19 protein-coding genes are annotated in these 22,727 nt (G+C 52.7%); 18 read left to right on the forward strand and 1 reads right to left on the reverse strand.

Annotated elements, in window-relative coordinates:
- Positions 1 to 7: 7 nt before the first annotated feature.
- The 11 genes from BLR64_RS17700 to BLR64_RS17750 all read left to right on the forward strand — a co-directional run bounded on the left by BLR64_RS17700 (position 8) and on the right by BLR64_RS17750 (position 13,641).
- Entirely contained in the window at positions 8 to 2,017 is a 2,010-nt protein-coding gene (locus BLR64_RS17700; RefSeq protein ID WP_090716146.1) for a DHH family phosphoesterase, read from the forward strand.
- A complete protein-coding gene (rplI, locus tag BLR64_RS17705) occupies positions 2,014 to 2,460 on the forward strand; it encodes a 50S ribosomal protein L9 (protein ID WP_090716148.1) in 447 nt (148 codons plus the stop codon). The genes BLR64_RS17700 and rplI overlap by 4 nt, the downstream gene beginning before the upstream one ends.
- A gap of 1 nt (position 2,461) precedes the next feature.
- Positions 2,462 to 3,823 (forward strand): replicative DNA helicase, encoded by a 1,362-nt coding sequence (gene dnaB / locus BLR64_RS17710; protein WP_068729535.1) that lies wholly within the window; start codon positions 2,462 to 2,464, stop codon positions 3,821 to 3,823.
- A gap of 213 nt (positions 3,824 to 4,036) precedes the next feature.
- On the forward strand, positions 4,037 to 5,323 hold the full coding sequence (locus tag BLR64_RS17715) for an adenylosuccinate synthase (RefSeq protein ID WP_090716150.1): 1,287 nt from the start codon (positions 4,037 to 4,039) through the stop codon (positions 5,321 to 5,323).
- 192 nt (positions 5,324 to 5,515) lie between these two features.
- On the forward strand, positions 5,516 to 6,148 hold the full coding sequence (locus BLR64_RS17720) for a hypothetical protein (protein WP_090716152.1): 633 nt from the start codon (positions 5,516 to 5,518) through the stop codon (positions 6,146 to 6,148).
- Between the two features lie 342 nt (positions 6,149 to 6,490).
- The gene (locus BLR64_RS17725; RefSeq protein WP_090716153.1) at positions 6,491 to 8,038 is read left to right on the forward strand and encodes a peptidoglycan DD-metalloendopeptidase family protein; all 1,548 of its coding nucleotides are present in this window, start codon (positions 6,491 to 6,493) and stop codon (positions 8,036 to 8,038) included.
- A 137-nt stretch (positions 8,039 to 8,175) separates the two neighbouring features.
- Positions 8,176 to 8,907, forward strand: a complete 732-nt coding sequence (yycF, locus tag BLR64_RS17730) for a response regulator YycF (protein ID WP_090716155.1) — start codon at positions 8,176 to 8,178, stop codon at positions 8,905 to 8,907.
- Positions 8,907 to 10,745, forward strand: a complete 1,839-nt coding sequence (walK, locus tag BLR64_RS17735; RefSeq protein WP_090716156.1) for a cell wall metabolism sensor histidine kinase WalK — start codon at positions 8,907 to 8,909, stop codon at positions 10,743 to 10,745. Before yycF ends, walK begins: the two co-directional genes overlap by 1 nt.
- The gene (locus tag BLR64_RS17740; RefSeq protein WP_090716158.1) at positions 10,742 to 12,019 is read left to right on the forward strand and encodes a YycH family regulatory protein; all 1,278 of its coding nucleotides are present in this window, start codon (positions 10,742 to 10,744) and stop codon (positions 12,017 to 12,019) included. Before walK ends, BLR64_RS17740 begins: the two co-directional genes overlap by 4 nt.
- 48 nt (positions 12,020 to 12,067) lie before the next feature.
- Positions 12,068 to 12,820: a two-component system regulatory protein YycI gene (gene yycI, locus BLR64_RS17745; protein ID WP_068729523.1), complete on the forward strand. Its 753-nt coding sequence runs from the start codon at positions 12,068 to 12,070 to the stop codon at positions 12,818 to 12,820.
- Positions 12,821 to 12,834: 14 nt separating this feature from the next.
- Positions 12,835 to 13,641, forward strand: a complete 807-nt coding sequence (locus BLR64_RS17750) for an MBL fold metallo-hydrolase (protein ID WP_068729521.1) — start codon at positions 12,835 to 12,837, stop codon at positions 13,639 to 13,641.
- Here BLR64_RS17750 and BLR64_RS17755 read toward each other — a convergent pair.
- Positions 13,610 to 13,816, reverse strand: coding sequence for a hypothetical protein (locus BLR64_RS17755; RefSeq protein ID WP_068729603.1), 207 nt, complete (start codon positions 13,814 to 13,816; stop codon positions 13,610 to 13,612). The genes BLR64_RS17750 and BLR64_RS17755 overlap by 32 nt on opposite strands.
- Positions 13,817 to 14,194: 378 nt before the next feature.
- Here BLR64_RS17755 and BLR64_RS17760 point away from each other — a divergent pair, with 378 nt between their 5' ends.
- The 7 genes from BLR64_RS17760 (at position 14,195) to cydC (ending at position 22,678) form a co-directional block, all read left to right on the forward strand.
- Positions 14,195 to 15,445 (forward strand): S1C family serine protease, encoded by a 1,251-nt coding sequence (locus BLR64_RS17760; RefSeq protein WP_090716159.1) that lies wholly within the window; start codon positions 14,195 to 14,197, stop codon positions 15,443 to 15,445.
- Positions 15,446 to 15,845: 400 nt separating this feature from the next.
- The gene (locus BLR64_RS17765) at positions 15,846 to 16,046 is read left to right on the forward strand and encodes a cold-shock protein (RefSeq protein ID WP_039878010.1); all 201 of its coding nucleotides are present in this window, start codon (positions 15,846 to 15,848) and stop codon (positions 16,044 to 16,046) included.
- Between the two features lie 223 nt (positions 16,047 to 16,269).
- Entirely contained in the window at positions 16,270 to 16,500 is a 231-nt protein-coding gene (locus tag BLR64_RS17770; protein ID WP_039878009.1) for a cold-shock protein, read from the forward strand.
- A gap of 224 nt (positions 16,501 to 16,724) precedes the next feature.
- Positions 16,725 to 18,131, forward strand: a complete 1,407-nt coding sequence (locus tag BLR64_RS17775; protein WP_090716161.1) for a cytochrome ubiquinol oxidase subunit I — start codon at positions 16,725 to 16,727, stop codon at positions 18,129 to 18,131.
- Positions 18,118 to 19,134, forward strand: a complete 1,017-nt coding sequence (gene cydB / locus BLR64_RS17780) for a cytochrome d ubiquinol oxidase subunit II (protein ID WP_090716162.1) — start codon at positions 18,118 to 18,120, stop codon at positions 19,132 to 19,134. The genes BLR64_RS17775 and cydB overlap by 14 nt, the downstream gene beginning before the upstream one ends.
- A complete protein-coding gene (cydD, locus tag BLR64_RS17785; RefSeq protein ID WP_090716165.1) occupies positions 19,134 to 20,891 on the forward strand; it encodes a thiol reductant ABC exporter subunit CydD in 1,758 nt (585 codons plus the stop codon). The genes cydB and cydD overlap by 1 nt, the downstream gene beginning before the upstream one ends.
- Entirely contained in the window at positions 20,888 to 22,678 is a 1,791-nt protein-coding gene (gene cydC, locus BLR64_RS17790; protein WP_090716167.1) for a thiol reductant ABC exporter subunit CydC, read from the forward strand. The genes cydD and cydC overlap by 4 nt, the downstream gene beginning before the upstream one ends.
- Positions 22,679 to 22,727 lie beyond the last annotated feature (49 nt).

The following is a 22,727-nucleotide window of genomic DNA, read 5'->3' on the forward strand; positions in this document are numbered from 1 at the left end:
AGAGGTCATGCCTAAATTTCTGCAAAGACGCTGGCACGGCTATCATACCGTATGGGCGTTCCTGCTGATGCTGGTCCTTATTATCATTGTCAGCAGCTATAACTGGGTTCTCGGTGTGGCCAGCCTGTTTCTGGCTGGCACGCTGTGCTTCTCAATGCTGCAGGCGGAGCTCTCGTTCCGGCGCAATCTGGTGGAGTATATCAACGGGCTGTCCTTCCGGATCAAAAGGGTGGAAGGCGAGGCGGTCAGCATGCTTCCCCTTGGCATCATCCTGTACAGTGAGGACCGAACTGTGGAATGGCATAACCGCAACGCCAGTGATATCTTCAGCCGCAAGACACTGGTAGGTGAAGAGCTGCAGGAGCTGCTGCCTGGTGTAGTGCCTGCACTGGCCGCAGGCGGTCCGGTGAAGCGGGAGGCGGCCAGGGATACCGGCGCACTGAAGGATGTCAGACAGGAAATCACTGTAGACGACCGGTATTACCAAGCGGTGATCATTCCCAGTGAACGCATGCTGTACTTATACGATATTACGGAGCTTGTGGTGCTTCGTGAACGCTATGAGGAAGAGAAGCTGGCCATCGGTATTGTCATGATGGACAATCTGGATGAGGCCGCCCAGGGCATGGATGACCAGCAGCGGACTTCGCTGATTGCCAAGGTAGCCAGCGAGATTACGGAATGGAGCAAGCAGTTCGAGGTCTATCTGCGGCGGCTGTCTTCAGAGCGGTATCTGATGCTGCTTAATCACCGCAGCCTGCAGGCGCTGGAAGAGAGCCGGTTCGTCATACTCGATGAAGTGCGCGAGATGACGGCTGATCTTAAAGTGCCGATGACCCTGAGCATCGGACTTGCTTACGGAACGGAGTCTGCAAGCGAGCTCGGGGCGCTGGCCCAGTCCAGCCTGGATATGGCGCTCGGACGCGGCGGCGACCAGGCTGCGGTGAAGGCAGGCCAGCGCCTGTCCTTCTACGGCGGCAAGAGCAATGCTGCAGAGAAGCGGACCCGGGTCCGGGCAAGGGTCATCGCCCATGCGCTGCGCGACCTTATGCAGGAGAGCGACAAGGTGCTGATTATGGGCCACCGCACGCCAGACATTGACGCGATCGGTGCTTCAATCGGCCTGCTGAAGGCGGCACAGATGTACAATGTGGAAGCCAGCATTGTCACGGAGGGGCCGAACCCGTCCATAACCCGGATGCTGGAACAGATCAAGCGGGATGAGGAGCTGTACAGCAATTTCATCACCACCGAGCAGGCACTCCAGATGATGACCGAGCATACGCTGCTCATCGTTGTAGATACCCATAAAGCCTCAATGACTATGGAGCCGCGGCTGGTGCAGTATGCCAGCCGGATCGTTGTCGTTGACCATCACCGGCGGGGTGAGGAGTTCATCAATGATGCCGTGCTGGTCTATCTGGAGCCGTATGCCTCCTCAACCTGTGAGCTGGTAACGGAGCTGCTGCAGTATATTCACGACAAGATCAAGCTAAGCCCGCTGGAGGCGACCATGCTGCTAGCCGGTATTACGGTGGATACGAAGCATTTTGCCCTCCATACCGGCTCCCGCACCTTTGAGGCAGCAGGCTTCCTGCGGCGGATTGGGGCAGATACAATCCTGATCCAGCGTATGCTGAAGGAGGATCTGCAGGAGTATATCTCCAAAGCCGAAATTATCAAACATGCGCGGATGGTGTATGATCATATTGCACTGGTTGTAACGTCACCGGGCATGAAAATCCCGCAGCTGCTGATTGCCCAGACTGCAGATACTCTACTGGGCATGACCAATGTGGTGGCGTCCTTTGTCATCAGCGAGCGGCCTGACGGCCTGATCGGCATCAGCGCGCGTTCACTGGGACGGATGAACGTGCAGGTCGTGATGGAGAAGCTGGGCGGCGGCGGACACCTGTCCAATGCGGCGGTGCAGCTTGAAGGAACCTGTAAGGAAGCAGAGGCCAGACTGCTTGAAGTGCTGGCGGAAATTGAAGCGAAAGAGGGGCTGTTCGAATGAAGGTCATTTTTATAAAAGATGTTAAGGGACAAGGTAAAAAAGGGCAGGTTAAAGAGGTTTCGGAAGGCTACGCAACGAACTTCCTGCTTCCGCGCGGACTCGTACGTCCGGCTACTGACGGCAACGTTAAGACACTGGAGAACCAGGCTGCCGCCGAACAGCGCAAGAAGGAACAGGAGAAAGAGGAAGCAGTACAGCTTGGCAAGAAGCTGGACGAGCTCACCCTGACGCTCAAAGCAAAATCAGGTGAAGGCGGCCGGCTGTTCGGGGCAATCACCAGCAAGCAGATTGCCGAGACGCTTGCAGCGACACAGGGCATCGTAATCGACAAACGCAAGATTGAGCTGAACGATCCTATCCGACATATCGGCACATTCCAGATTCATGTGAAGCTGCATACTGAAGTAAAGGCTAACCTCACGGTTCAGGTAACGGAGGAGTAAAATGGGTGGAGATCTCTTTTTCGATCGGATTCCCCCGCAGAATCTGGAGGCGGAGCAGGCCGTACTAGGTGCTGTTCTGCTGCATGATGAGGCGCTGATTACAGCGATGGAGCGGGTGCAAACCGAAGACTTCTACGACAAACCGCATCAGATGATCTTTGAGGCGATGGTGCAGCTCGGAGAAGAGAGCCAGCCGATTGACCTGATTACACTGACCTCCCGGTTACAGGATAAGGGAGAGCTTGAGGATATCGGCGGTGTCAGCTATCTGGCTAAGCTGGCCCATGCAGTGCCGACTGCAGCCAACGTGGACTACTATGCCCAGATCATTGAAGAAAAGGCGATGCTGCGGCGGCTGATCCGCACAGCTACGCAGATTGTCAGCGAAGGCTACACCGGGGGCGAAGATGTAGGCATTATGCTGAGCGATGCCGAGCGGCGGATCCTGGAAATCTCCAACCGGCGCAGCGGCAGCGGCTTTATTGCCATCCGTGATGTCGTGATGGAAGTATTCGACCGAGTAGAAATGCTCCATCAGAATAAAGGCAATACCTCGGGGATTCCGACCGGCTTCGTTGACCTTGATCATATGACCAACGGCTTTCAGCGCAATGACCTGATTATTGTTGCTGCCCGTCCGTCTGTCGGCAAGACAGCGTTCGCGCTGAATATAGCCCAGAACGTGGCAGTCCGCGCTCAGGAGACCGTGGCGATCTTCAGTTTGGAAATGTCGGCGGCCCAGCTGGTACAGCGTATGATCTGCGCCGAGGCTAATCTGGATGCCAATATCATGCGTACCGGCGAATTCAAAAATGATGACGACTGGTCCAAGCTGACCATGGGAATTCAGGCCTTGGCCGAGTCAGAAATCTACATTGATGATACTCCGGGGATTACGGTTACCGATATCCGCGCCAAATGCCGCAGGCTGAAGAAGGAAAAAGGCCTTGGCATGATCGTCATCGACTACCTGCAGCTGATTCAGGGACGCGGCAAGCCTGGCGAGAACCGCCAGCAGGAGGTCTCAGAGATTTCCCGTACGCTGAAGCAGATTGCCCGTGAGCTGGACGTTCCGGTTATTGCCCTGTCCCAGCTCAGCCGCGGTGTAGAGCAGCGTCAGGACAAGCGCCCGATGATGAGTGACCTCCGTGAATCCGGTTCAATCGAGCAGGATGCCGATATTGTAGCGTTCCTGTACCGTGACGATTACTATAACCAGGATACGGAGAAAAAGAATATTATCGAAATCATTATTGCCAAGCAGCGTAACGGTCCAGTAGGCACCGTGGAGCTTGTATTTCTGAAGAACTTTAACAAGTTCGTCAACTACGAGCGAGCGCACTCTGAACCGTTTGCAGGTTAGGCAATTTATGCACAATATCCGAACGATCATACATTTACCTGTGTGATCGTTCGTTTTTATTTGACTTTAAAAAGTACCGCTGTTACACTGGTTATTGTGCTTTAGCGGGTTAAACCCGCATAGCGTCCGGAGGGCTGCGTACATAGGAACGTTGTACAGGGCCCATATTATTATAAATAATGGTGCTAAAGTGGCGCCAACGGAGGAATGAATATGTCAACGGTAGTCGTCGTGGGAACACAATGGGGAGACGAAGGCAAAGGGAAGATCACTGATTTTCTGGCAGAGAGCGCAGATGTGGTCGCCCGGTATCAGGGGGGCAACAATGCCGGTCACACGATTCTGATTGACGGGAAGAAGTTCAAGCTTAGCCTGATTCCATCTGGTGTATTTTATAAAGAGAAAACTTGTGTAATCGGTAACGGAATGGTCATCAATCCTGAAGCCCTGATCCAAGAAATTAATTATATTCATGAAAATGGCTTTGATACGAAGAACCTGGTCATCAGCGACCGCGCCCATGTCATCATGCCGTACCACATGCTGCTCGATGCGCTGGAAGAAGACCGCAAGGGCCCGAACAAGATCGGAACCACCCGCAAAGGGATCGGCCCAGCTTATATGGACAAAGCTGCCCGCAACGGCATCCGGATCGCCGATCTGATGGATGCCGAGGAATTCGAGCTGAGACTGCGTCATCTGGTAACAGAGAAAAATCAGGTTATAACACAGGTTTATGGTGCAGAACCGCTGGATGTGGAAGAGATTCTGGCGAAATACCTGGAATATGCAGAAGTGCTCCGCGGATATGTAACGGACACCTCCGTTATTCTGAACGATGCCATTGATGGGGATTCCAAGGTGCTGTTCGAAGGTGCTCAAGGCGTTATGCTGGATATCGACCAGGGAACATATCCATTCGTAACCTCCTCGAATCCGTCCGCTGGCGGTGTGTGCATCGGCTCCGGGGTAGGCCCGTCGAAGATCAAGCAGGTTATCGGTGTTGCCAAAGCCTACACTACACGTGTTGGTGACGGCCCGTTCCCGACAGAACTCAGTGATGCAACAGGTGACTACATCCGTGAAACCGGACATGAATACGGTACGGTTACCGGACGTCCGCGCCGTGTGGGCTGGTTCGACAGCGTAGTGGTGCGTCATGCCCGCCGCGTGAGCGGAATTACCGGCTTGTCGCTTAACTCGCTGGACGTGCTCAGCGGGCTGGAAACTGTGAAGATCTGCACCGGCTACAAATACCGCGGAGAGATCATCACCCATTATCCGGCCAGCCTCAAAATGCTGGCTGAATGCGAAGCGGTGTATGAAGAGCTTCCAGGCTGGAGCGAGGATATTACTGCTGCTAAGACTCTGGAGGATCTGCCGGCCAATACCCGCCGTTACGTGGAGCGTGTATCTGAACTGACAGGTATTCCAATTGCTATCTTCTCGGTTGGACGTAACCGCGAACAGACCAATCAAGTGCTGCCAATCTACGTATAATAAACGGTTTATAACGAGAGGACCTCTGCAAAGGGGTCCTTTTTGCATGTCCTTTTTTCACTTGCGCCTGGCTCTGTTCACCGTTTATACGTTTCCCGCCGCATAATATGGTCAATACTGGAATTTAGGGCGGTAAAGAATTCCTTTTCCGAAAGATGGAGTATGACAGAGAGCAAGGGAGAAGTGATCATAATGAAGATTGTAAAAAATGCAGTTGGCATATGCCTGATTGTTGTACTGGCCAGTGCGCTGTCAGTGCTGACAACAGCCTATGTGGTTAATACCTACATTCAGTCGGTGCTGGCAAGCTTTGATATTAAGCTGGATAGCCCGGCGCCGGGAATCGGCGGCTTTGTGAAGAGTCTGACGGGAATGGGCAGTAAGACTGAATCAGATGGGGTCACCGGCCAGAAGGAGAAAGAGGATACCGGGGAGAATCCGGCCAAGGACACCGGCGATAAGGCAGTAGAGGAGAAGGTGCCAGAGGATGCTGTGGCCGTTATGGGCCAGCCGGCCGAAGAGGATACCGCGGGAGCCTCTGAAGCTTCGGATGCGGAGGGCCAGGATCAACAGCTGGTTATGACCCCGGATGCGATGAGTGAAATGAAGGATAATATACCGGAGGAGGACAAAGTCGGGATCTTTAATATTCTGATGAAAAAGCTTCCGCAGGAGGAAATGCAGGCGATCTCCACAGCAATGGAGGATGGGTTAACAGAGGCTGAAGTTAAGGAAATACAGGGGGTTATTGCCAAATACGTAAATCAGGATGAATATGAGCTGCTGATGAAAATGCTTACACCGGAGTCTTCCGTAAATCCATAAATTACAAAAGAGTCAGTTTTTAGACACAGGAATGGTGTTTAAACTGCAAATTATTGATAAAAACCCGCAATAAACGCGGGTTTTGCCATGTTTAGAAAGTTGAAATTATTCTTCGGGCTATGGTACAGTAAAAAAGGACTAGAAGGGGTTAATTTTTTGTAACCTTTTCAGTGCTGAAAGACACTGGTAACACCGTGAAAATTTATAACATACAACACGAACCATTCACACTAATGTAAAAAGAAAAATAAGACACAGCAGATTATATAATAAGGGGTCGCAAAACAAGCTTGGCCGCTCTTCAGGGGCGGGCTGAACGGGCAGATTGAAAGGGAGAGTTTCATGAAGGGATTTAAGTTCATGCGCCTGATGGGGAAGCTGCGGGGCAGCGAAGGAACATCCGCAGGATCGGGCGCAGAGAGTCAACAGGGCACACGTGCCTCCGGCGACGCTATTGTCTTTCATCAGGAACCCAAACCGCGGAGACTGCGGCGTTCCTGGATTGCGGCATCAGCCGGGCTGGTGCTTTTGTCTGCCTTCCTGGTCGGGGCAGAGAGGAAGTATGTGGCCGCCAATACAGTCACCTATTACAAGGTGCTGGTGAAGGGCGAGGAGATCGGCAAGATCAGCCAGCAGTCTGAGCTGGACCAGCTGTTTGAACAGAAACGCAAGGAATACCAGACCAAGTATCCCGACTCAGTTATGGTACTACAGACAACCGGGATTACTACCGAGGAAGAAGCGGCGTATAAGCCGGTGGTTGACACTGCAGCTACGCTGGACAAGCTGGATGGCATGCTCAAGGCATATGCAGTCGGTGTTCAGCTGACTGTAGACGGCAAATCGATCGGTATTGTTAAGGACCAGGAAACGGCAAATGCTGTATTGCAGGGCGTGAAGGCGCATTATCTGCCGGCGGCAGCAGAAACAGCAGGTGCACAGCTGAAGAAGATGGCGGCCACCAGCAAGGCGGCGGTTTCCGCAAGCACGGGCAAGGTGGATTCGGCTTCCATCGAGGAAGAAGTAACCATTGTTCCGATCAAGGCTGACCCTAACAAGGTGCTAACGCTGGAGGAAGCGGTCAAGGCACTGACGGAAGGCAAGGAAGAGCCGCTGGTCTATACCGTACAGGAAGGCGATACGGTTTCCGGAATTGCCAAACGGTTCAGCATCACTCAGGCTGATATATTCCGCAATAACCCGACCGTCAAAGAGCTTACCCTGCAGATCGGGGATGAGCTGCAGCTGACGGTGCCGCAGCCTGAGCTTACCGTTACGACGGTTGAGCAGGTAACAGAGCAGGTGGTTACAGAGCCTGAGGTCATTGTCCGTACAAGCGATCAACTGGCTGCCGGCAAGAGCAAGGTTGTTCGTCCCGGCCAGACCGGCCTGAAGGAAATGCAGTACCGGTTAACGAAGGAGAACGGTCTGGTGGTCAAGGAGGAATGGCTGGGACAGACGGTGCTCAAGGAATCGCTGCCCGAAGTCGTCTACCGCGGGACTAAGGTTGTCGGTGAAGGCACCGGCATGTTCGCCTGGCCGGTCAGCGGCGCAACGTTATCCAGCAGCTTCGGCGAACGCTGGGGACGCGCCCATAAGGGTATTGACCTCGTATCGGGCAACCGTACGATTAAGGCGGCCGATGCAGGAACTGTTACCTTTGCCGGTGTACAGAGCGGATACGGCAATGTAGTTATTGTCGATCACAGGAACGGTTACGTGACCTATTACGGTCACTTGCGCAGTATTTCCGTATCAGTCGGACAACGGCTTGAGCAGGGAGGCAAGATCGGGATTATGGGTAATACGGGCCGCTCGACGGGAACCCACCTGCATTTTGAAATCCGCAAGAACGGCACAGCAGTCAATCCGCTGAAATATTTGAAATAATCCATTCGTTATAACCAGCCGTCCGAAATCGTTTCGGGCGGCTTTATATTTACCGGGAGTAGGATGTGACGTCAGGACAGGTATGTTAAAATAAGAGAATCAATGACAAGTATGGCGAGAAAGGTGAAGCTGAGCATATGCAGATGGGGACGATTCTGGTAGTTGACGATGAACAGCCTATTGCGGATATTTTGAAATTCAATTTAGAAAAAGAAGGCTATGAGGTGATCTGCGCGTTTGACGGCAACAGCGCGGTGGAACTGGCACTATCCAAACGGCCTGATCTGATGCTGCTCGATCTCATGCTTCCAGGCAAGGACGGTATGGATGTGTGCCGCGAGGTACGGCTTGCGCATCTGGATATTCCGATTATCATGCTGACCGCCAAGGACGGGGAAATCGATAAGGTGCTGGGCCTTGAGCTGGGCGCCGATGATTATGTGACCAAGCCCTTCAGCACACGCGAGCTGCTGGCCAGAGTCAAAGCGCAGATGCGGCGCCAGCATAAACCGGTATCCGCCGGATCGCTGAATGAGACTGTGGAGAGCAAGCAGGGTATCCAGCATTTCGGGCTGTTCGTGGATACCGACATGTACATGGTCTATAAGGACGGAGAACCGCTGGATCTGACCCACCGCGAATATGAGCTGCTCTATTATATGATCCGCCATGCCGGCAAAGTAATGACACGGGAACATCTGCTGCAGGCGGTATGGGGATTCGAATATTTCGGGGATGTCCGGACTGTCGATGTCACGATCCGGCGCCTGAGAGAGAAAATTGAGGAGAATCCCAGCAAGCCGGAATATATTTTTACCCGGCGGGGACTGGGCTATCTGATGCACAGCCCCAAAAGCGGGGGCCTGTGATGAAGAAAGGGCTGTCCTTTTTCCGGACAATTCAGGCCAGGCTGACCGTTATTTATGTTTTGCTGATTCTGGTGGCGATGCAGCTGATCGGGGTTTATTTTGTCAGCTCGATGAAGAATTCCCTGACTGAGAATTTTACCAAGGATCTGAAGGCAAGAGCGGAGATGCTGTCCATACTGACTGCGGACAAGCTTGGCAGTGAGACCGGAACAACGGATGAGGAGACCGCGGTGGAGAGCCTGCGCGGTATGGTCAATAACCTGTACATCAACGGTGCGGAAATTCAGGTGCTTGATGCAAGCGGCAAGATCATTACGACCTCGGTTCCGTCTCAGAATGACTATGTGGGGCAGCGCAATACGCAGACTGTGGTCAGCCGGGCGCTGCAGGGCATCAGCGACAATGAGGAATATATCATCGCGGATGATAATGTGCGCAAGAAAGTTGTAGCCAAGCCTGTGCTTGCCGGTGACAAGGTCGTTGGAGCGATTTATATTGCCGCCGATATGAAGGATCTTTATGCAACGATGAGCCGGATCAACAGCGTGTTTCTCTCCGGGCTGCTGCTGGCCCTGGCGTTGACGGCTGTGTTATGCGTCATTCTGGCCCATACGATTACCCATCCGATTAAAGAGATGACCCGTCATGCCACTGCCCTTGCCGAAGGCAAGTTCAACCGCAGGATGCCCGAGTTTGGCAATGACGAAATCGGCCAGCTGAGCCAGGCATTCAACTATATGACCGGCCGGCTGCGTGAGGCGCTATCGCAGAATGAGGAGGAGAAGGAGAAGCTGGCTTCCATCCTGACCAACATGAGCGATGGCGTGGTCGCTACCGATGAGAGCGGAAGGGTAATTCTGATGAATACCCGTGCTGCCGATATGCTTGGATCTGAGGGTCCGCTGCCCGAGGGGGCGCCGCTGGATGAGCTGCTCGGACTGGATCATGAGCAGACAGGGTCGCTTGCCGAGGGCAATGCCCAGTCGGCGCTGATTCACCTGTCGCCGATGGGCGGGGGAGACCCGAATATTGTGCGGGTGACATTCACTCCGATCCACCGGCGCGAGGGCGGGGGGATCGCCGGGACAATTGCCGTGCTTCAGGATGTCACGGAGCAGGAGAATCTGGAGGAGTCACGGCGTGAATTCGTGGCCAACGTCTCCCATGAGCTGCGGACCCCGCTGACGACGATCAAGAGCTATGTAGAAGCGCTGGATGACGGGGCACTGGATGACCAGCAGCTGGCCGTGCGGTTCGTCGGCGTTATCCGCAACGAAACGGAACGGATGATCCGGCTTGTCACCGACCTGCTGCATCTTTCGCGGCTGGATTCCAAGGAATCCAGCCTGCGTATCCAGCAGACCGATATCTCCGAGATGCTGGAGGATGTGGCCGACCGCTTCTCGTTCCAGATCCGCCAGAAGCGGATTCACATCAGCACGATCGTGCACAAGGATGTCGCCATGGCCTGGCTGGACCGGGACCAGATTGATCAGGTGCTTGGCAATCTGGTGTCCAATGCACTGAAATATACGCCTGAGGGCGGCACGATCAGCCTTCAGGCCGTAAAAAGCGAGGACGGGATGCTGGCCATATCGGTACGCGATTCCGGGATCGGAATTCCCAAGAAGGATATTGAGCGAATCTTTGAACGCTTTTACAGGGTAGATAAGGCCCGTTCAAGGAATATGGGCGGTACCGGTCTCGGACTTTCCATTGCCCGGGAAATTGTCAAAGCGCACGGCGGTTCCATTTCCCTGCAATCGGAGCTTAACGAAGGCTCATTAGTCACATTTACGCTGCCTCTGCTGAACCAGCAAAGGGGGAGTGAAGGATGAGAGAGAAACTGAAAACCTGGATTCTTGCTATCCTGGTCCTCGGCAGTCTGGTAGAAAGCTATTATCTGATCTACCGGCTTCCGGGCAGTGATTCAGCAGTCATGTCTGAGAATCTGTATGTCAAAACCGATAATATGGGCCCTGAGGAAAAGGTGGAAAACCTGCTCTATCCCGACCGGATGATCATTCATATGGGCGGAGGGAAGCATACGCTGTTCTACCCCGACTCTACCTTCTATGATCTGATCTTTAACCGGCTCAAGGGGCGGAGCTTTGAAAGCTTCCAGCGGCGCTCGGTAGAGGACTTCGACTGGGACAAAATCCGCAGCGAAAATGCCGGTATTGAGCTGAGCTTCGGCGCCGGCATCCCCGTTACGCTGCTGCAGCGGGTAATGCAGCTGTCGCCTGATTCGCTGTTTGAGGGAGAAAGCATTGACCGGATCTGGATTTACAATGTCAAAAATGATTCGAAGGCGCATGCCGTCTTTTTCAGCACCAGAGGCGACATTGTGTATGAGGCGGCCAAAGCCGATCTTACCGTACAGGACGTGCAGCAGCATGTCGACTTCGGCATCAACTGGACTCCCTATACAGTGGTGAACGGGGATTATTATGTGCCCGAGGAGAAGCTGGATCTGGTCGAGGCCGAGATGCCGTCCGGCATGTATACCATTGAACAGATGCAGAGCAATCTTTTCTTTGATGCGGGAAGCACCAGATATATTCCGGAAAAAGACGGCTCCAAGATCTATACCGACAGTAAACGCAGTCTTCAGGTTGATCAGGAGCTGAACTGGATGAGCTACAGTGATCCTGCGGCGCTGCCGGCCGGCGAGAGCACGTCTGCCAAGGATGCGCTGGAGGCTGTTGATTTCGTCAATCAGCACGGCGGATGGAACGGGACCTACCGGCTGGCTTCGACGGAAGAGGAAAAGCAGGAGCGCAAGGTGTCATTTCAGCAGTATTACAGCTCTTACCCGATTATGAGCCGGCCGCAGCTGCAGTACGGGGTTATCATCCTGGAGCTGCAGCAGGGTACCGTCTCTTCCTATGAACGTTCGCTGATGTATACTGAGGAAGAACAGGCGGTGAAGCGGATTGTACAGCTTCCGGGCGGTGATGAGCTTAAGGCCAAGCTGGCCCAGATCAGCTCCGGCTCAGCTGTGAAGGATCTGATTCCGGCCTATATTCCTGTATTGCAGCGGGATACCCTGCGCCTTACACCGGTATGGCGGGTTACCCTAAATGATGGCAGTGTGCTTACAATCAGCTAGGCGGTATAATGAATAATTGCGGAGTTATAAACATAGAGGAGGGAAAGTATGGACTGGGGCAGAGCAAAGAGTGTGCTGATTTACGCTTTTCTGGTGCTGAATCTGCTGCTGTGCTATCAGCTGTGGATGGATTTGCGCGATCAGGCCACTGCCAACCTGGATTTTACTTCCCTCTCGGCAGAAACGCAGGCAGTGATGGAACAGAAGGGCATTCGGGTACTCAGTCCGATTCCGGCAGCTACGCCGCAGCTGCCGGATATCACCTACATCTATTCCGGTGAGGAGCAGAACGCTCCGCCGGTCCTGCTGAAGGAGCCTATAGACAGCGGGCTCATGTATTCTTCATTCCCGGAGCTCAGCGAGGCCCTGCAGGGGGAGATCCCGGATATTGCAGGTTACCGTTTCGATTCCCAGGAGAGTGAGGTCGGCAAGTTCGTGCTTCACCCGCTGGTGGACCAGAAATACTCTCTATTCCGGGTAAAGCTGGAGCTCATCAACAGCAACCAGAAAATCGTTGCCTACCGTTCGCCAAAAATTGAAATTGTAGCGACCGGCAGCGACAACGAAAATGCGGATGTGCAGAAGGTGCTCCCGGCCTCCCAGGCGCTCAGCAGCCTGATTGAAAAATATTTTCCGGCGGACGCGGTAGTGAAAGAAATTGAACTGGGTTATTACGGGGAGCTGTTTAATTCTGAGAGCCAGGTGGCTTCACCGATGTGGAGATTCTGGCTGGAGGACGGCAGCGCCTATTACGTAGATGCGATCAGTGCGGACATTATCAGTCCCAAGACAACAGAGTAGAAGGAGCAGGAGAGATGGGAATTTCATTTACAGTGCTGTCCAGCGGTTCTACCGGTAATGCGACAGTAGTACGCAACGGGGAAACAACACTGATGATCGACGCGGGGCTCAGCGCCAAGCGGATTGATGAGCTGCTGGGGATGCGCGAGCTGACGGGGAAAGATATAGACGGAATTCTGGTGACCCATGAGCATTCCGACCACATTAAAGGACTTGGGGCTGTTGCACGTAAATACGACCTGCCGATCTACGCCAACAGCAAGACCTGGGGAGCCATCGAAAAAGGCATAGGCAATATTGCCGAGCATAACCGGATTATTCTGGAGACCGGTACGCACCGTGATTTTGGCAGCATGCGGGTGGAGTCCTTTGCCATCTCCCATGATGCTGCTGAACCGGTAGGCTATAACTTTTATGACGGCAAAGAGAAGCTATGCGTAGCAACAGACCTTGGGTATGTCAGCGATAAGGTCAGAATGGCACTCGAAGGGTCGGACGTGCTTGTGCTGGAAGCGAATCATGATATCGAGATGCTGCGGATGGGCCGGTATCCGTGGAATACCAAGCGGCGGATTCTTGGCGATATGGGCCATCTCTCCAATGAGGCGGCCGGGGCGGCATTAAGCGAGATTCTGACCGGGCGGACCAAGCGGACCTACCTGGCGCATCTAAGCCTCGATCATAACATGATCGATTTGGCCAGAATGTCGGTGAGAGGAGCCATGGAGGACCGGGGCTGCTTCTACAAGGACAGTGAATTTAAATTATGTGATACCTACTATGACCGGCCTACGCCATGGGATAAGGTGAGCCAGCCATAAGCCGGTCGAGCTCAGCCATTTTGCGGTCAAGCTCCTGGCGGGAGAATACTCCTTTATCAATCATAAGCTCGATCAGTGCACTCTGCACAAGCAGCAAATGATAGTGTTCATCCTTGAGGTCACCAAGCTTACCGATAAATTGCACAAGATCCATGCTGGTTGAAAAAGATTCCATGACACCCGCTCCTTTCCGGCTGGAGATGATACGGAACTGTAAACAATTTCATGTGTTTTTGCTTCAAGAAAAATGTGGGCGGTACGCCCGCTTGTGATACAATTATAAGGTACCGACAGATATAAGCATCAGACGTACATTACTTCTATTATTGTAGTCTTTTAAGCTGCAAAATATTCCTGAGACTCACGGTGTTTATCATGCAAGTTGCAAGAATCAGAGACCCTTGGCGCTTATAAACCGCAGATTTGGCGGTATATAGTATAAAGTGAAACCTTTTAGCGCTCTGCACAGTCTAAGAGAGAGCGAGAAGTCCGGGGGCAGTTGCTTGGCGTTCAGTCGTGAATGCAGTAGCAATAGAGGGGAGAGGATGTACCCGTGGGATTGTTCGATGACGATTTCTATTCAACCAAAGTACCGCGCCGCAAAAGAAAAGAGCTGGAGAAAAGCAAAGTGCTTACCAGCCGGAAATGGACCGTGCACAGATCAAGGCGCACCATGGCCACATGGCAGGTCTCTGTAATCAGCTCAGCAGTCAGTGCAGTAGTTGCCGTGCTGCTGTTCAGTCTCGTTACAGGACAATTTGCAGCCGAGAGGGAAGCCTATGTACCGGAAGTAGGGCAGAAAGTTACAGCGAGCAGCGGGGATCCATATGACCGGATTATTCAGGCTGCCGCACTGGTCCGTCCCGCGGTCGTGAGTATCATTAATCATAAAGAAGATAATGAGGAACTTAACATTCTCGATGAATCGGCACTCGGATCGGGAGTTATCTATAAGAAGGACGATACTAAGGCCTTTATCATTACGAATAATCATGTCATTGAAGGCTCAGGCAAGCTTGAAGTGGTAACGGTAGACGGTGTGACACATAAGGCAGTTCTGGTAGGAGCAGACAAGGTTACGGATATTGCTGTACTGTCAATGGATGCCAAGGATGTGACAACGGTTGCCCAGATCGGTGATTCCTCCAAGCTGCGGCTGGGCGAGACGGTGATTGCCATCGGCAATCCGCTTGGTCTCGGGGATACCCTGACCTCCGGAATTGTAAGCTACACAGAGCGTACTATCCCGGTATCACTGAACCAGGACGGGGTTTATGACTGGGAGCAGGAGGTTATCCAGACGGATGCCGCCATTAACGAAGGTAACAGCGGAGGGGCACTTGTCGATCTGGATGGTAAAGTGATCGGAATCAATACGATGAAAATTTCCGACACCGGCGTAGAAGGACTCGGATTCGCCATCCCCGCCAACCATGTGGTGAAGACGGCGGATGAGCTGGCGGCCAAGGGCAAAATATCACGTTCCTACCTGGGCGTGTATTCGGTAGATCTGAACAATCCTTATGTTCCGCTGGCTGAGGATCAGGTGAAGGAGCTTAACCTGCCTTCATCAGTCAAAGAAGGCGTGGTTGTGCTTGATGCGGTAGGACCGGCAGAGGAGGCAGGCCTTCAGTTCAACGATGTCATTACCAAATTTGATGATCAACCGATTACCTCAACGCTGTCGTTGCGCAAGTATCTCTACGAGCAGACAGAGATTGGCGATGAACTAAAAATTACGTATTACCGGAACGGGGAAGTAAAGCAGGCTACTGTGAAACTTCTTGAGAAGCCGCAGGAATAAATGCTGCACAGGCTGTATATAATAAAGAGGCAGTCATGAGAAAGGGAAGCGGCACGGCCGCCCTGAACAGAAACTTTTTTGGGGCGGCACCGTTTCTTTCGTTTCAAAGCAGAATAAGCAGGGTAATAAGAAGTATCGTGCAGAAGCGCAAGTTACAACTGGACTGACAGCCCTTACATTGGAAAGTGAACCTTTTAAGGGAAAAAACGGAGAATATCGGATAAGCCAGCTTGCCTTTGTTCCCCGGGTGTGGTAACATGAGAATAATCATACATTTGATACCTAATTCTCGTATTGAAAAGGGCTGTCAATTGGAATACAACCCTTTTCAATGTGTGAATTTTTTCTTTGTTTGAAGATAAAAAGAACATATTAATTTAAATTTGTGGAGGTAACACACATGCAAACAGGTACAGTTAAATGGTTCAACGCAGAAAAAGGATTCGGATTCATCGAAGTTGAAGGCGGAAGCGACGTATTCGTACACTTCTCCGCTATCACTGGCGAAGGATTCAAAACTTTGGACGAAGGCCAACGCGTTGAATTCAACGTTGTTCAAGGCAACCGTGGACCACAAGCCGAAAACGTTGTAAAACTGTAATAATAGAAGCGCCGTCCCTGCTTACACGTAAGTCGGGACGGTCTTTTTTTATAAAGATCAGAAGTATAACTCACCCTTGTAAACACAGCCTGATCTAAGTAGAATACGCTGGGCACACGTTCTGTAACAAAGGATTTGTCAGTCAGCAACCTGTAAGGGCATCGTCAGATGCTTTTTTACTTGTTGTCCAGGCATGTGACATATAAGGAAGGGAGGAACGGCAATGAACTACCGGAAAAAGCCTGTCGAGGAAGTACCGGAAGAGAATACCGCTATTTGGGCCTGTACCAATGATGACTGCAATGGATGGATGAGGGACAATTTCGCATTTGAACATGCGCCGTCTTGCCCCCTCTGCCATGCTCCAATGGCCCGTAATATGAAGATGCTGCCGCAGCTGGTGAATTCCAACGGCGATCTGAAATCACTCAAAAAGGGTATTTCCATTACCTGACCATCACCCATTATAAGTCAACCTTACAATATATTGATGAACAAATCCAAGACGGGTAAACCGTCTTATTTTTTTTGCTTTCTAAGCAGAATATTGTGATATTTGTCACAAATTTATTGAAATTATACATAAAACGAGGCGTATAATGTGATTATTGTCACACTTTAATCCTTAAATTTTTGACAGAATAGACGTATTGAATGGGGAGAAGGAAGGGGAGAAATATGGATACAGTAATGCTGTCGCGTATACAATTTGCGTCGACGACAATCTTTCATTATTTCTTTGTACCGGTGTCGATTGGCCTGGCTCTGATGATCGCGATCATGGAGACGATGTATGTCAGAAAGGGCAACGAAGAGTACAAAAGAATGGCACAGTTTTGGGGAAAGCTTTTCCTGATTAACTTTGCAGTCGGTGTAGTAACAGGAATTTTACAGGAGTTTCAGTTCGGAATGAACTGGTCTGACTACTCCCGCTTTGTCGGTGACGTGTTCGGGGCTCCGCTTGCTATTGAAGCGCTATTGGCCTTCTTCCTGGAATCCACTTTTATCGGAATCTGGATCTTCGGTTGGGACAAGGTTTCCAAGAAGATTCACCTGCTGTCCATCTGGATGGTTGCACTGGGAACAACGCTGTCAGCGTTCTGGATTCTCACAGCCAACTCCTTTATGCAGCACCCTGTCGGGTTCGAAATAAATAACGGCCGGGCTGAAATGAATGATTTCCTGGCTCTGATTACTAACGGACAGCTGCTTGTTGAACTGCCGCATACTCTGCTGGCTGCTTATGCAACAGGCGCCTTCCTGGTAACGGGGATCAGTGCTTATAAAATGCTCAAGAAGCAGGATGTGCCGTTCTTCAGAAAATCTTTTGAAATTGCAGCCATCGTCGGGATTGTATCCTCTGTGGGTGTGGCAGTTGCCGGTCATGCCCAGGCCCAATACCTGGTAGAGACACAGCCGATGAAGATGGCGGCATCCGAAGGACTATGGGAAGACAGCGGTGATCCTGCTGCCTGGACGGTTTCCGCTTTTATCGACCCTGTAAATAAGGTGAACTCCGGTGAAATCAAGATTCCATACCTGCTCAGCTTCCTGTCCTACAGTAAATTCTCCGGTGAGGTTAAGGGGATGAATACACTGCAGGCAGAATATGAACAGGCATATGGCCCGGGTAATTATATTCCGCCTGTGCGGACTACGTTCTGGAGCTTCCGGATCATGGTTGCTGCCGGCTCGCTTATGGTAGTGTTTGGGCTGTATGCCATGTACCTGATGTGGCGTAAAAAGATGGAGCGTCCGAATACCTGGTTCCTGCGCTTTATGTTCTGGGGACTTCTGCTGCCGCCGATTGCGAATACCGCCGGCTGGATTATGACGGAGATCGGGCGTCAGCCGTGGACCGTGTTTGGCCTGATGACGACGGAAGACAGTGTATCACCTAACGTAACTGCAGGCTCCGTCCTGTTCTCGGTAATTACATTCAACGCTATCTATGCCATTCTGGGTATCGTACTGGTTGGATTGTTCATTAAAGTGATTAAAAAAGGACCTTATCACATGGATAACGATCACGGCGTTGACCATGACCCGTATAGCAAGGAGGGAACCACGCATGCTTTCTCTTAATGAATTATGGTTTGTGCTGATTGCGGTTCTTTTTATCGGTTTCTTCTTCCTTGAGGGCTTTGACTTTGGCGTAGGCATGGAAACACAGATTTTGGCTAAAAATGATACAGAACGCCGTCTGCTGATTAACTCGATCGGACCTTTCTGGGATGCGAATGAAGTATGGCTGCTTACAGGTGCCGGAGCGATGTTCGCTGCCTTTCCGAACTGGTATGCTACGCTCTTCAGCGGGTTCTACATTCCGTTCGTATTCGCGCTGCTGGCGCTGATTGCCCGCGGGGTTGCCTTTGAATTCAGAGGCAAGCGAGACTCGCTAGGCTGGAAAAAAACGTGGGATGCCTGCATTTTCTTCGGCAGCTTCCTGCCGCCGTTCCTGCTGGCCGTTGTCTTCGCCAGCTTCATTAAGGGGCTGCCGATTGACGGCGACATGCAGATGTATGCCGGATTCTTCGATATTGTGAATCCTTATACGGTAGTAGCGGGTATTACTGTCGTGATGCTCTGTCTGGTACATGGACTGATGTTTACTACCCTGCGTACGGTTGGCGATCTGCAGGTTCGGGCCCGCAAGCTGGGCCAGCTGCTGCTGATTCCGCTGGCAGTGCTGCTGGTGGCATTTGTTATTATGACTTATTTCATGACAGATATCTTTGAACAGCGCGGAACAGTGCTGATGATTCTTGTCATTCTGGGAATTGCCGCTTACGTGCTGGCCGGTTATTTCATGAGCAAGAAGAAAGACGGCTGGGCGTTCGGAATGACCGGAGCCGTAATGGCGCTGTCCGTACTGTCCGTCTTCGTGGGCTTGTTCCCGCGGGTGATGATCAGCTCGATTGATTCGGCATTCAGCCTGACTATTACAAATGCTGCATCCGGCCATTATTCACTGAAGGTAATGACTATTGTGGCGCTGACGCTGCTGCCGTTCGTGCTCGGCTATCAGATCTGGAGTTATTTTATCTTCCACAAACGGGTTCACGAGAAGGAGCATCTTGAATACTAATGGATAAAAATTTGCTTGGGTACAAAGGAGTTAAGCCGGTCTTTCTGATCGTTGGCTTCCTTACCCTGGTGCAAAGCCTGTCCATTCTTCTGCTGGCGAAATCGCTGGCAGAAGCTGTCTCGGCGCTATTTGCGGGAGAACCGCTGAAGGAACAAGGGGCAAGCATGCTCTTGTTCCTTCTTGCGTTTCTTGTGCGTCATGCCTGTGCCATGCTGATGAGCCGTGTCTCCTACCGCTTCGCGGAGGCCACGGGCAGCAGTATGCGGAGACAGATGATGGATAAGCTGTTCCAGCTGGGACCAAGGCTGGCTGGCGACAGGGGAACGGGAACACTGGTTACAATTGTGCTTGAAGGAGTGACCAAGTTCCGTACGTATCTGGAGCTGATTATTCCGCGGATGGTTGGGATGGGCATTACTCCATGGCTGCTGCTGGCCTATATCTACTGGCTTGATACATCAAGCGGGGTCATCCTGACCCTGACGATGCCGATCATTATTATCTTTATGATTCTGATCGGGATGACCGCACGCAAGCAGATGGACCGGCAGCTGAAGTCCTACCGGACCCTGTCCAATCATTTCGTCGATTCGCTGCGCGGACTGGAGACGCTGAGGTTTCTCGGGCGCAGCCGCAGCCACAGCGAGAGTATTGCCGCTGTCAGTGACAGGTACCGCTCGGCAACGATGAAGACCCTTCGTGTGGCGTTCCTGTCATCGTTTGCACTTGATTTCTTCACCATGTTATCTGTTGCATCAGTAGCCGTAAGCCTTGGGCTGCGGCTGATCAATGAAGAGATGACCCTGGTTACGGGTCTGACGATCCTGATTCTCGCCCCGGAATATTTCCTGCCGGTCCGGCTGGTCGGTGCGGACTTCCATGCTACGCTGGACGGCAAGGAAGCCGGAGAAGCGATGAAGGATATCATTGACCGCGAAACTGTGAAGGCAGAGCCGGTTGAGGCTGACGGACAGACCGCTGCTCAGCCGCTGCAAGCAGGGGCCTTCAGCTGGAAGCCGGATAGTACTCTTACGCTTGAAGGAATCAGCGTTCAATATGAAGCAGACGGAATCCCGTCGCTGGCAGGGGTGAACCTTGCATTTACCGGCGCTGCCAAGATCGGCATTATCGGGGAGAGCGGGGCCGGCAAATCGACGCTGGTCGATATTCTGGGCGGATTTCTGCATCCTACCTCCGGCAGCCTGGTCATTAACGGAAACCGTGTCAGTGCGCTGACTGATGAGGCATGGCGCAGACAGACTGCCTATATCCCTCAGCGTCCTTATATCTTCAGCGGAACGCTGGCCGATAATGTGCGTTTCTATTACCCGGAGGCAACGCTTGAGGATGTAGCTGAAGTAGTGAAGGCTGCGGGGTTATCGCAGCTTGCCGCGTCATTCCCGGAAGGGCTAAACGAAATGATCGGCGGCGGCGGAAGGTCGGTCAGCGGAGGACAAGAGCAGCGCGTTGCACTGGCCCGTGCCCTGCTTAGCAGCCGTCCGGTCATGCTGCTCGATGAGCCTACAGCTCATCTTGATATTGAGACGGAGTATGAGCTCAAGGAGACGATGCTTCCGCTGTTTGAGGGGAAGCTGGTGTTTCTGGCCACCCACCGGCTGCATTGGATGATGGACATGGATCAGATCATCGTCATGCAGCAGGGCCGGGTGGCAGAGGTTGGCACGCATCTTGAGCTGATCCGGCGCCGAGGCGCCTATTATGGGCTTATTCAAAGTCAACTGGAGGGAATCCATTGAAACGTGAAGGATGGTTTGCTCCTTATGCCTCAAGCTATTTCTGGCGGTTTCTGCTGATTATCGTCCTGGGTGCGCTGACGATCTTCTCGGCCTCGTCCCTGATGTACACCTCGGGCTTCCTGATTTCGAAGTCTTCCATCCCGCCGGAAAATATCCTGATGGTCTATGTGCCGATTGTCGGCGTACGCACCTTCGGGACAAGCCGCGCCGTTATCCACTATGTGGAGCGACTGATCGGCCACGATACAATTCTGCGCATCCTGTCCAAAATGCGCACCCGTCTCTACAACATTCTGGAGCCGCAGGCTTTGTTCCTGTCCTCCCGTTTCCGTACCGGAGATATTCTCGGTATGCTGGCAGATGATATTGAATACCTGCAGAATGTGTATCTCCGTACGGTGTTCCCGAGTATTATTGCGCTGCTAATCTATGCGGCAGCTATCATTGCGCTGGGTACCTTTGATCTGGCGTTCGCCCTGCTGATGGGGCTATACATGCTGGTGCTGGTGGTTGTCCTGCCGCTGATCTCGCTGCTGCTCACCCAAAGACGCCAGCGCCAGGTCAAGCAGGAGCGCAACCGGCTCTATCAGAAGCTGACCGATGCCGTGCTCGGCATGGGCGACTGGATGATCAGCGGACGGCAGGCCCAGTTCGTAGCAACGTATGAGGCAGATGAACGGGAAGTCGCCCGCACGGACGGGGCACTGCGCAGCTGGGCCCGTCTGCGGATGTTTATCGGACAGGCGGTAGTCGGGCTGGCCGTGCTGTCTATGTTGTACTGGTCAGCAGGAGAATTCGCTGACGGTACGATAGCCGGAACGCTGATTGCCGCGTTCGTGCTGGTAGTGTTCCCGGTAGCGGATGCTTTCCTGCCGGTATCAGAGGCAGTGGAGAAAATTCCGCAGTACCGGAATTCGCTGGAGCGCCTGGACGGTGTAGAAGAGGCCAAGGGGACAGTGCTGCAGGCACCGGCGGCTGTTAATGAAGAAGCCGCAGCCCTAATCGGGAGCATTCAGGCTTCAGGGCTGGCCCATATTATACTGAAGTCGGCAGGCTACCGCTATTCGGCAGAGGATGCCTGGTCGGTTCAAAACTTAAGCCTCGACCTTCCGCAGGGCCGGAAGGTTGCCGTTATCGGGCGCAGCGGAGCTGGCAAATCGACGCTGCTCAAGATGGTGCAGGGTGTCATTACTCCGATTGCCGGCTCAGCAACAATTAACGGGGTAGCGGCTTCTGCTTTCGGTGAGCAGATTCCGCAGGTCATTGCTGTGCTGAACCAGAGCCCGCATCTGTTCGATACTACAGTGGCGAACAACATCCGTCTGGGCAATCCCGGTGCATCGGAGGAAGACATCCGCCGGGCGGCAAGCCTGGCCAAGCTGGATACGCTGATCTCTTCGCTGCCGGAGGGGTATAACACACCGGTGCGCGAAGCCGGTCAGCGCTTCTCCGGCGGTGAACGCCAGCGGATGGCATTGGCCCGCATTCTGCTGCAGAATACGCCGGTGGTTGTGCTCGATGAGCCGACGGTAGGCCTTGATCCGCGGACAGAGCGTGAGCTGCTGGCCACGATGTTCGAGGCGATGGCCGGCAAGACGCTGATTTGGGTCACGCATCATCTGGTCGGTGCAGAGCAGATGGACGAAGTGATCTTTATGGAGAACGGGCAGGTGGAAATGCGCGGTACTCATGCAGAGCTGATGGAGCGCGAGCCGCGCTACCGCAAGCTGTATGAGCTGGACCGGCCGGTTCAGTTCATGGAGGCGGACGTTTCGGAACAGGCATAGTACTATAGAAAAAGAAGCTCATCCTGCCCGGCTTGGGGCGGTGAGAGCT

It is taken from the genome of Paenibacillus typhae (genome assembly GCF_900099765.1).
Taxonomy (GTDB): domain Bacteria; phylum Bacillota; class Bacilli; order Paenibacillales; family Paenibacillaceae; genus Paenibacillus_AQ; species Paenibacillus_AQ typhae.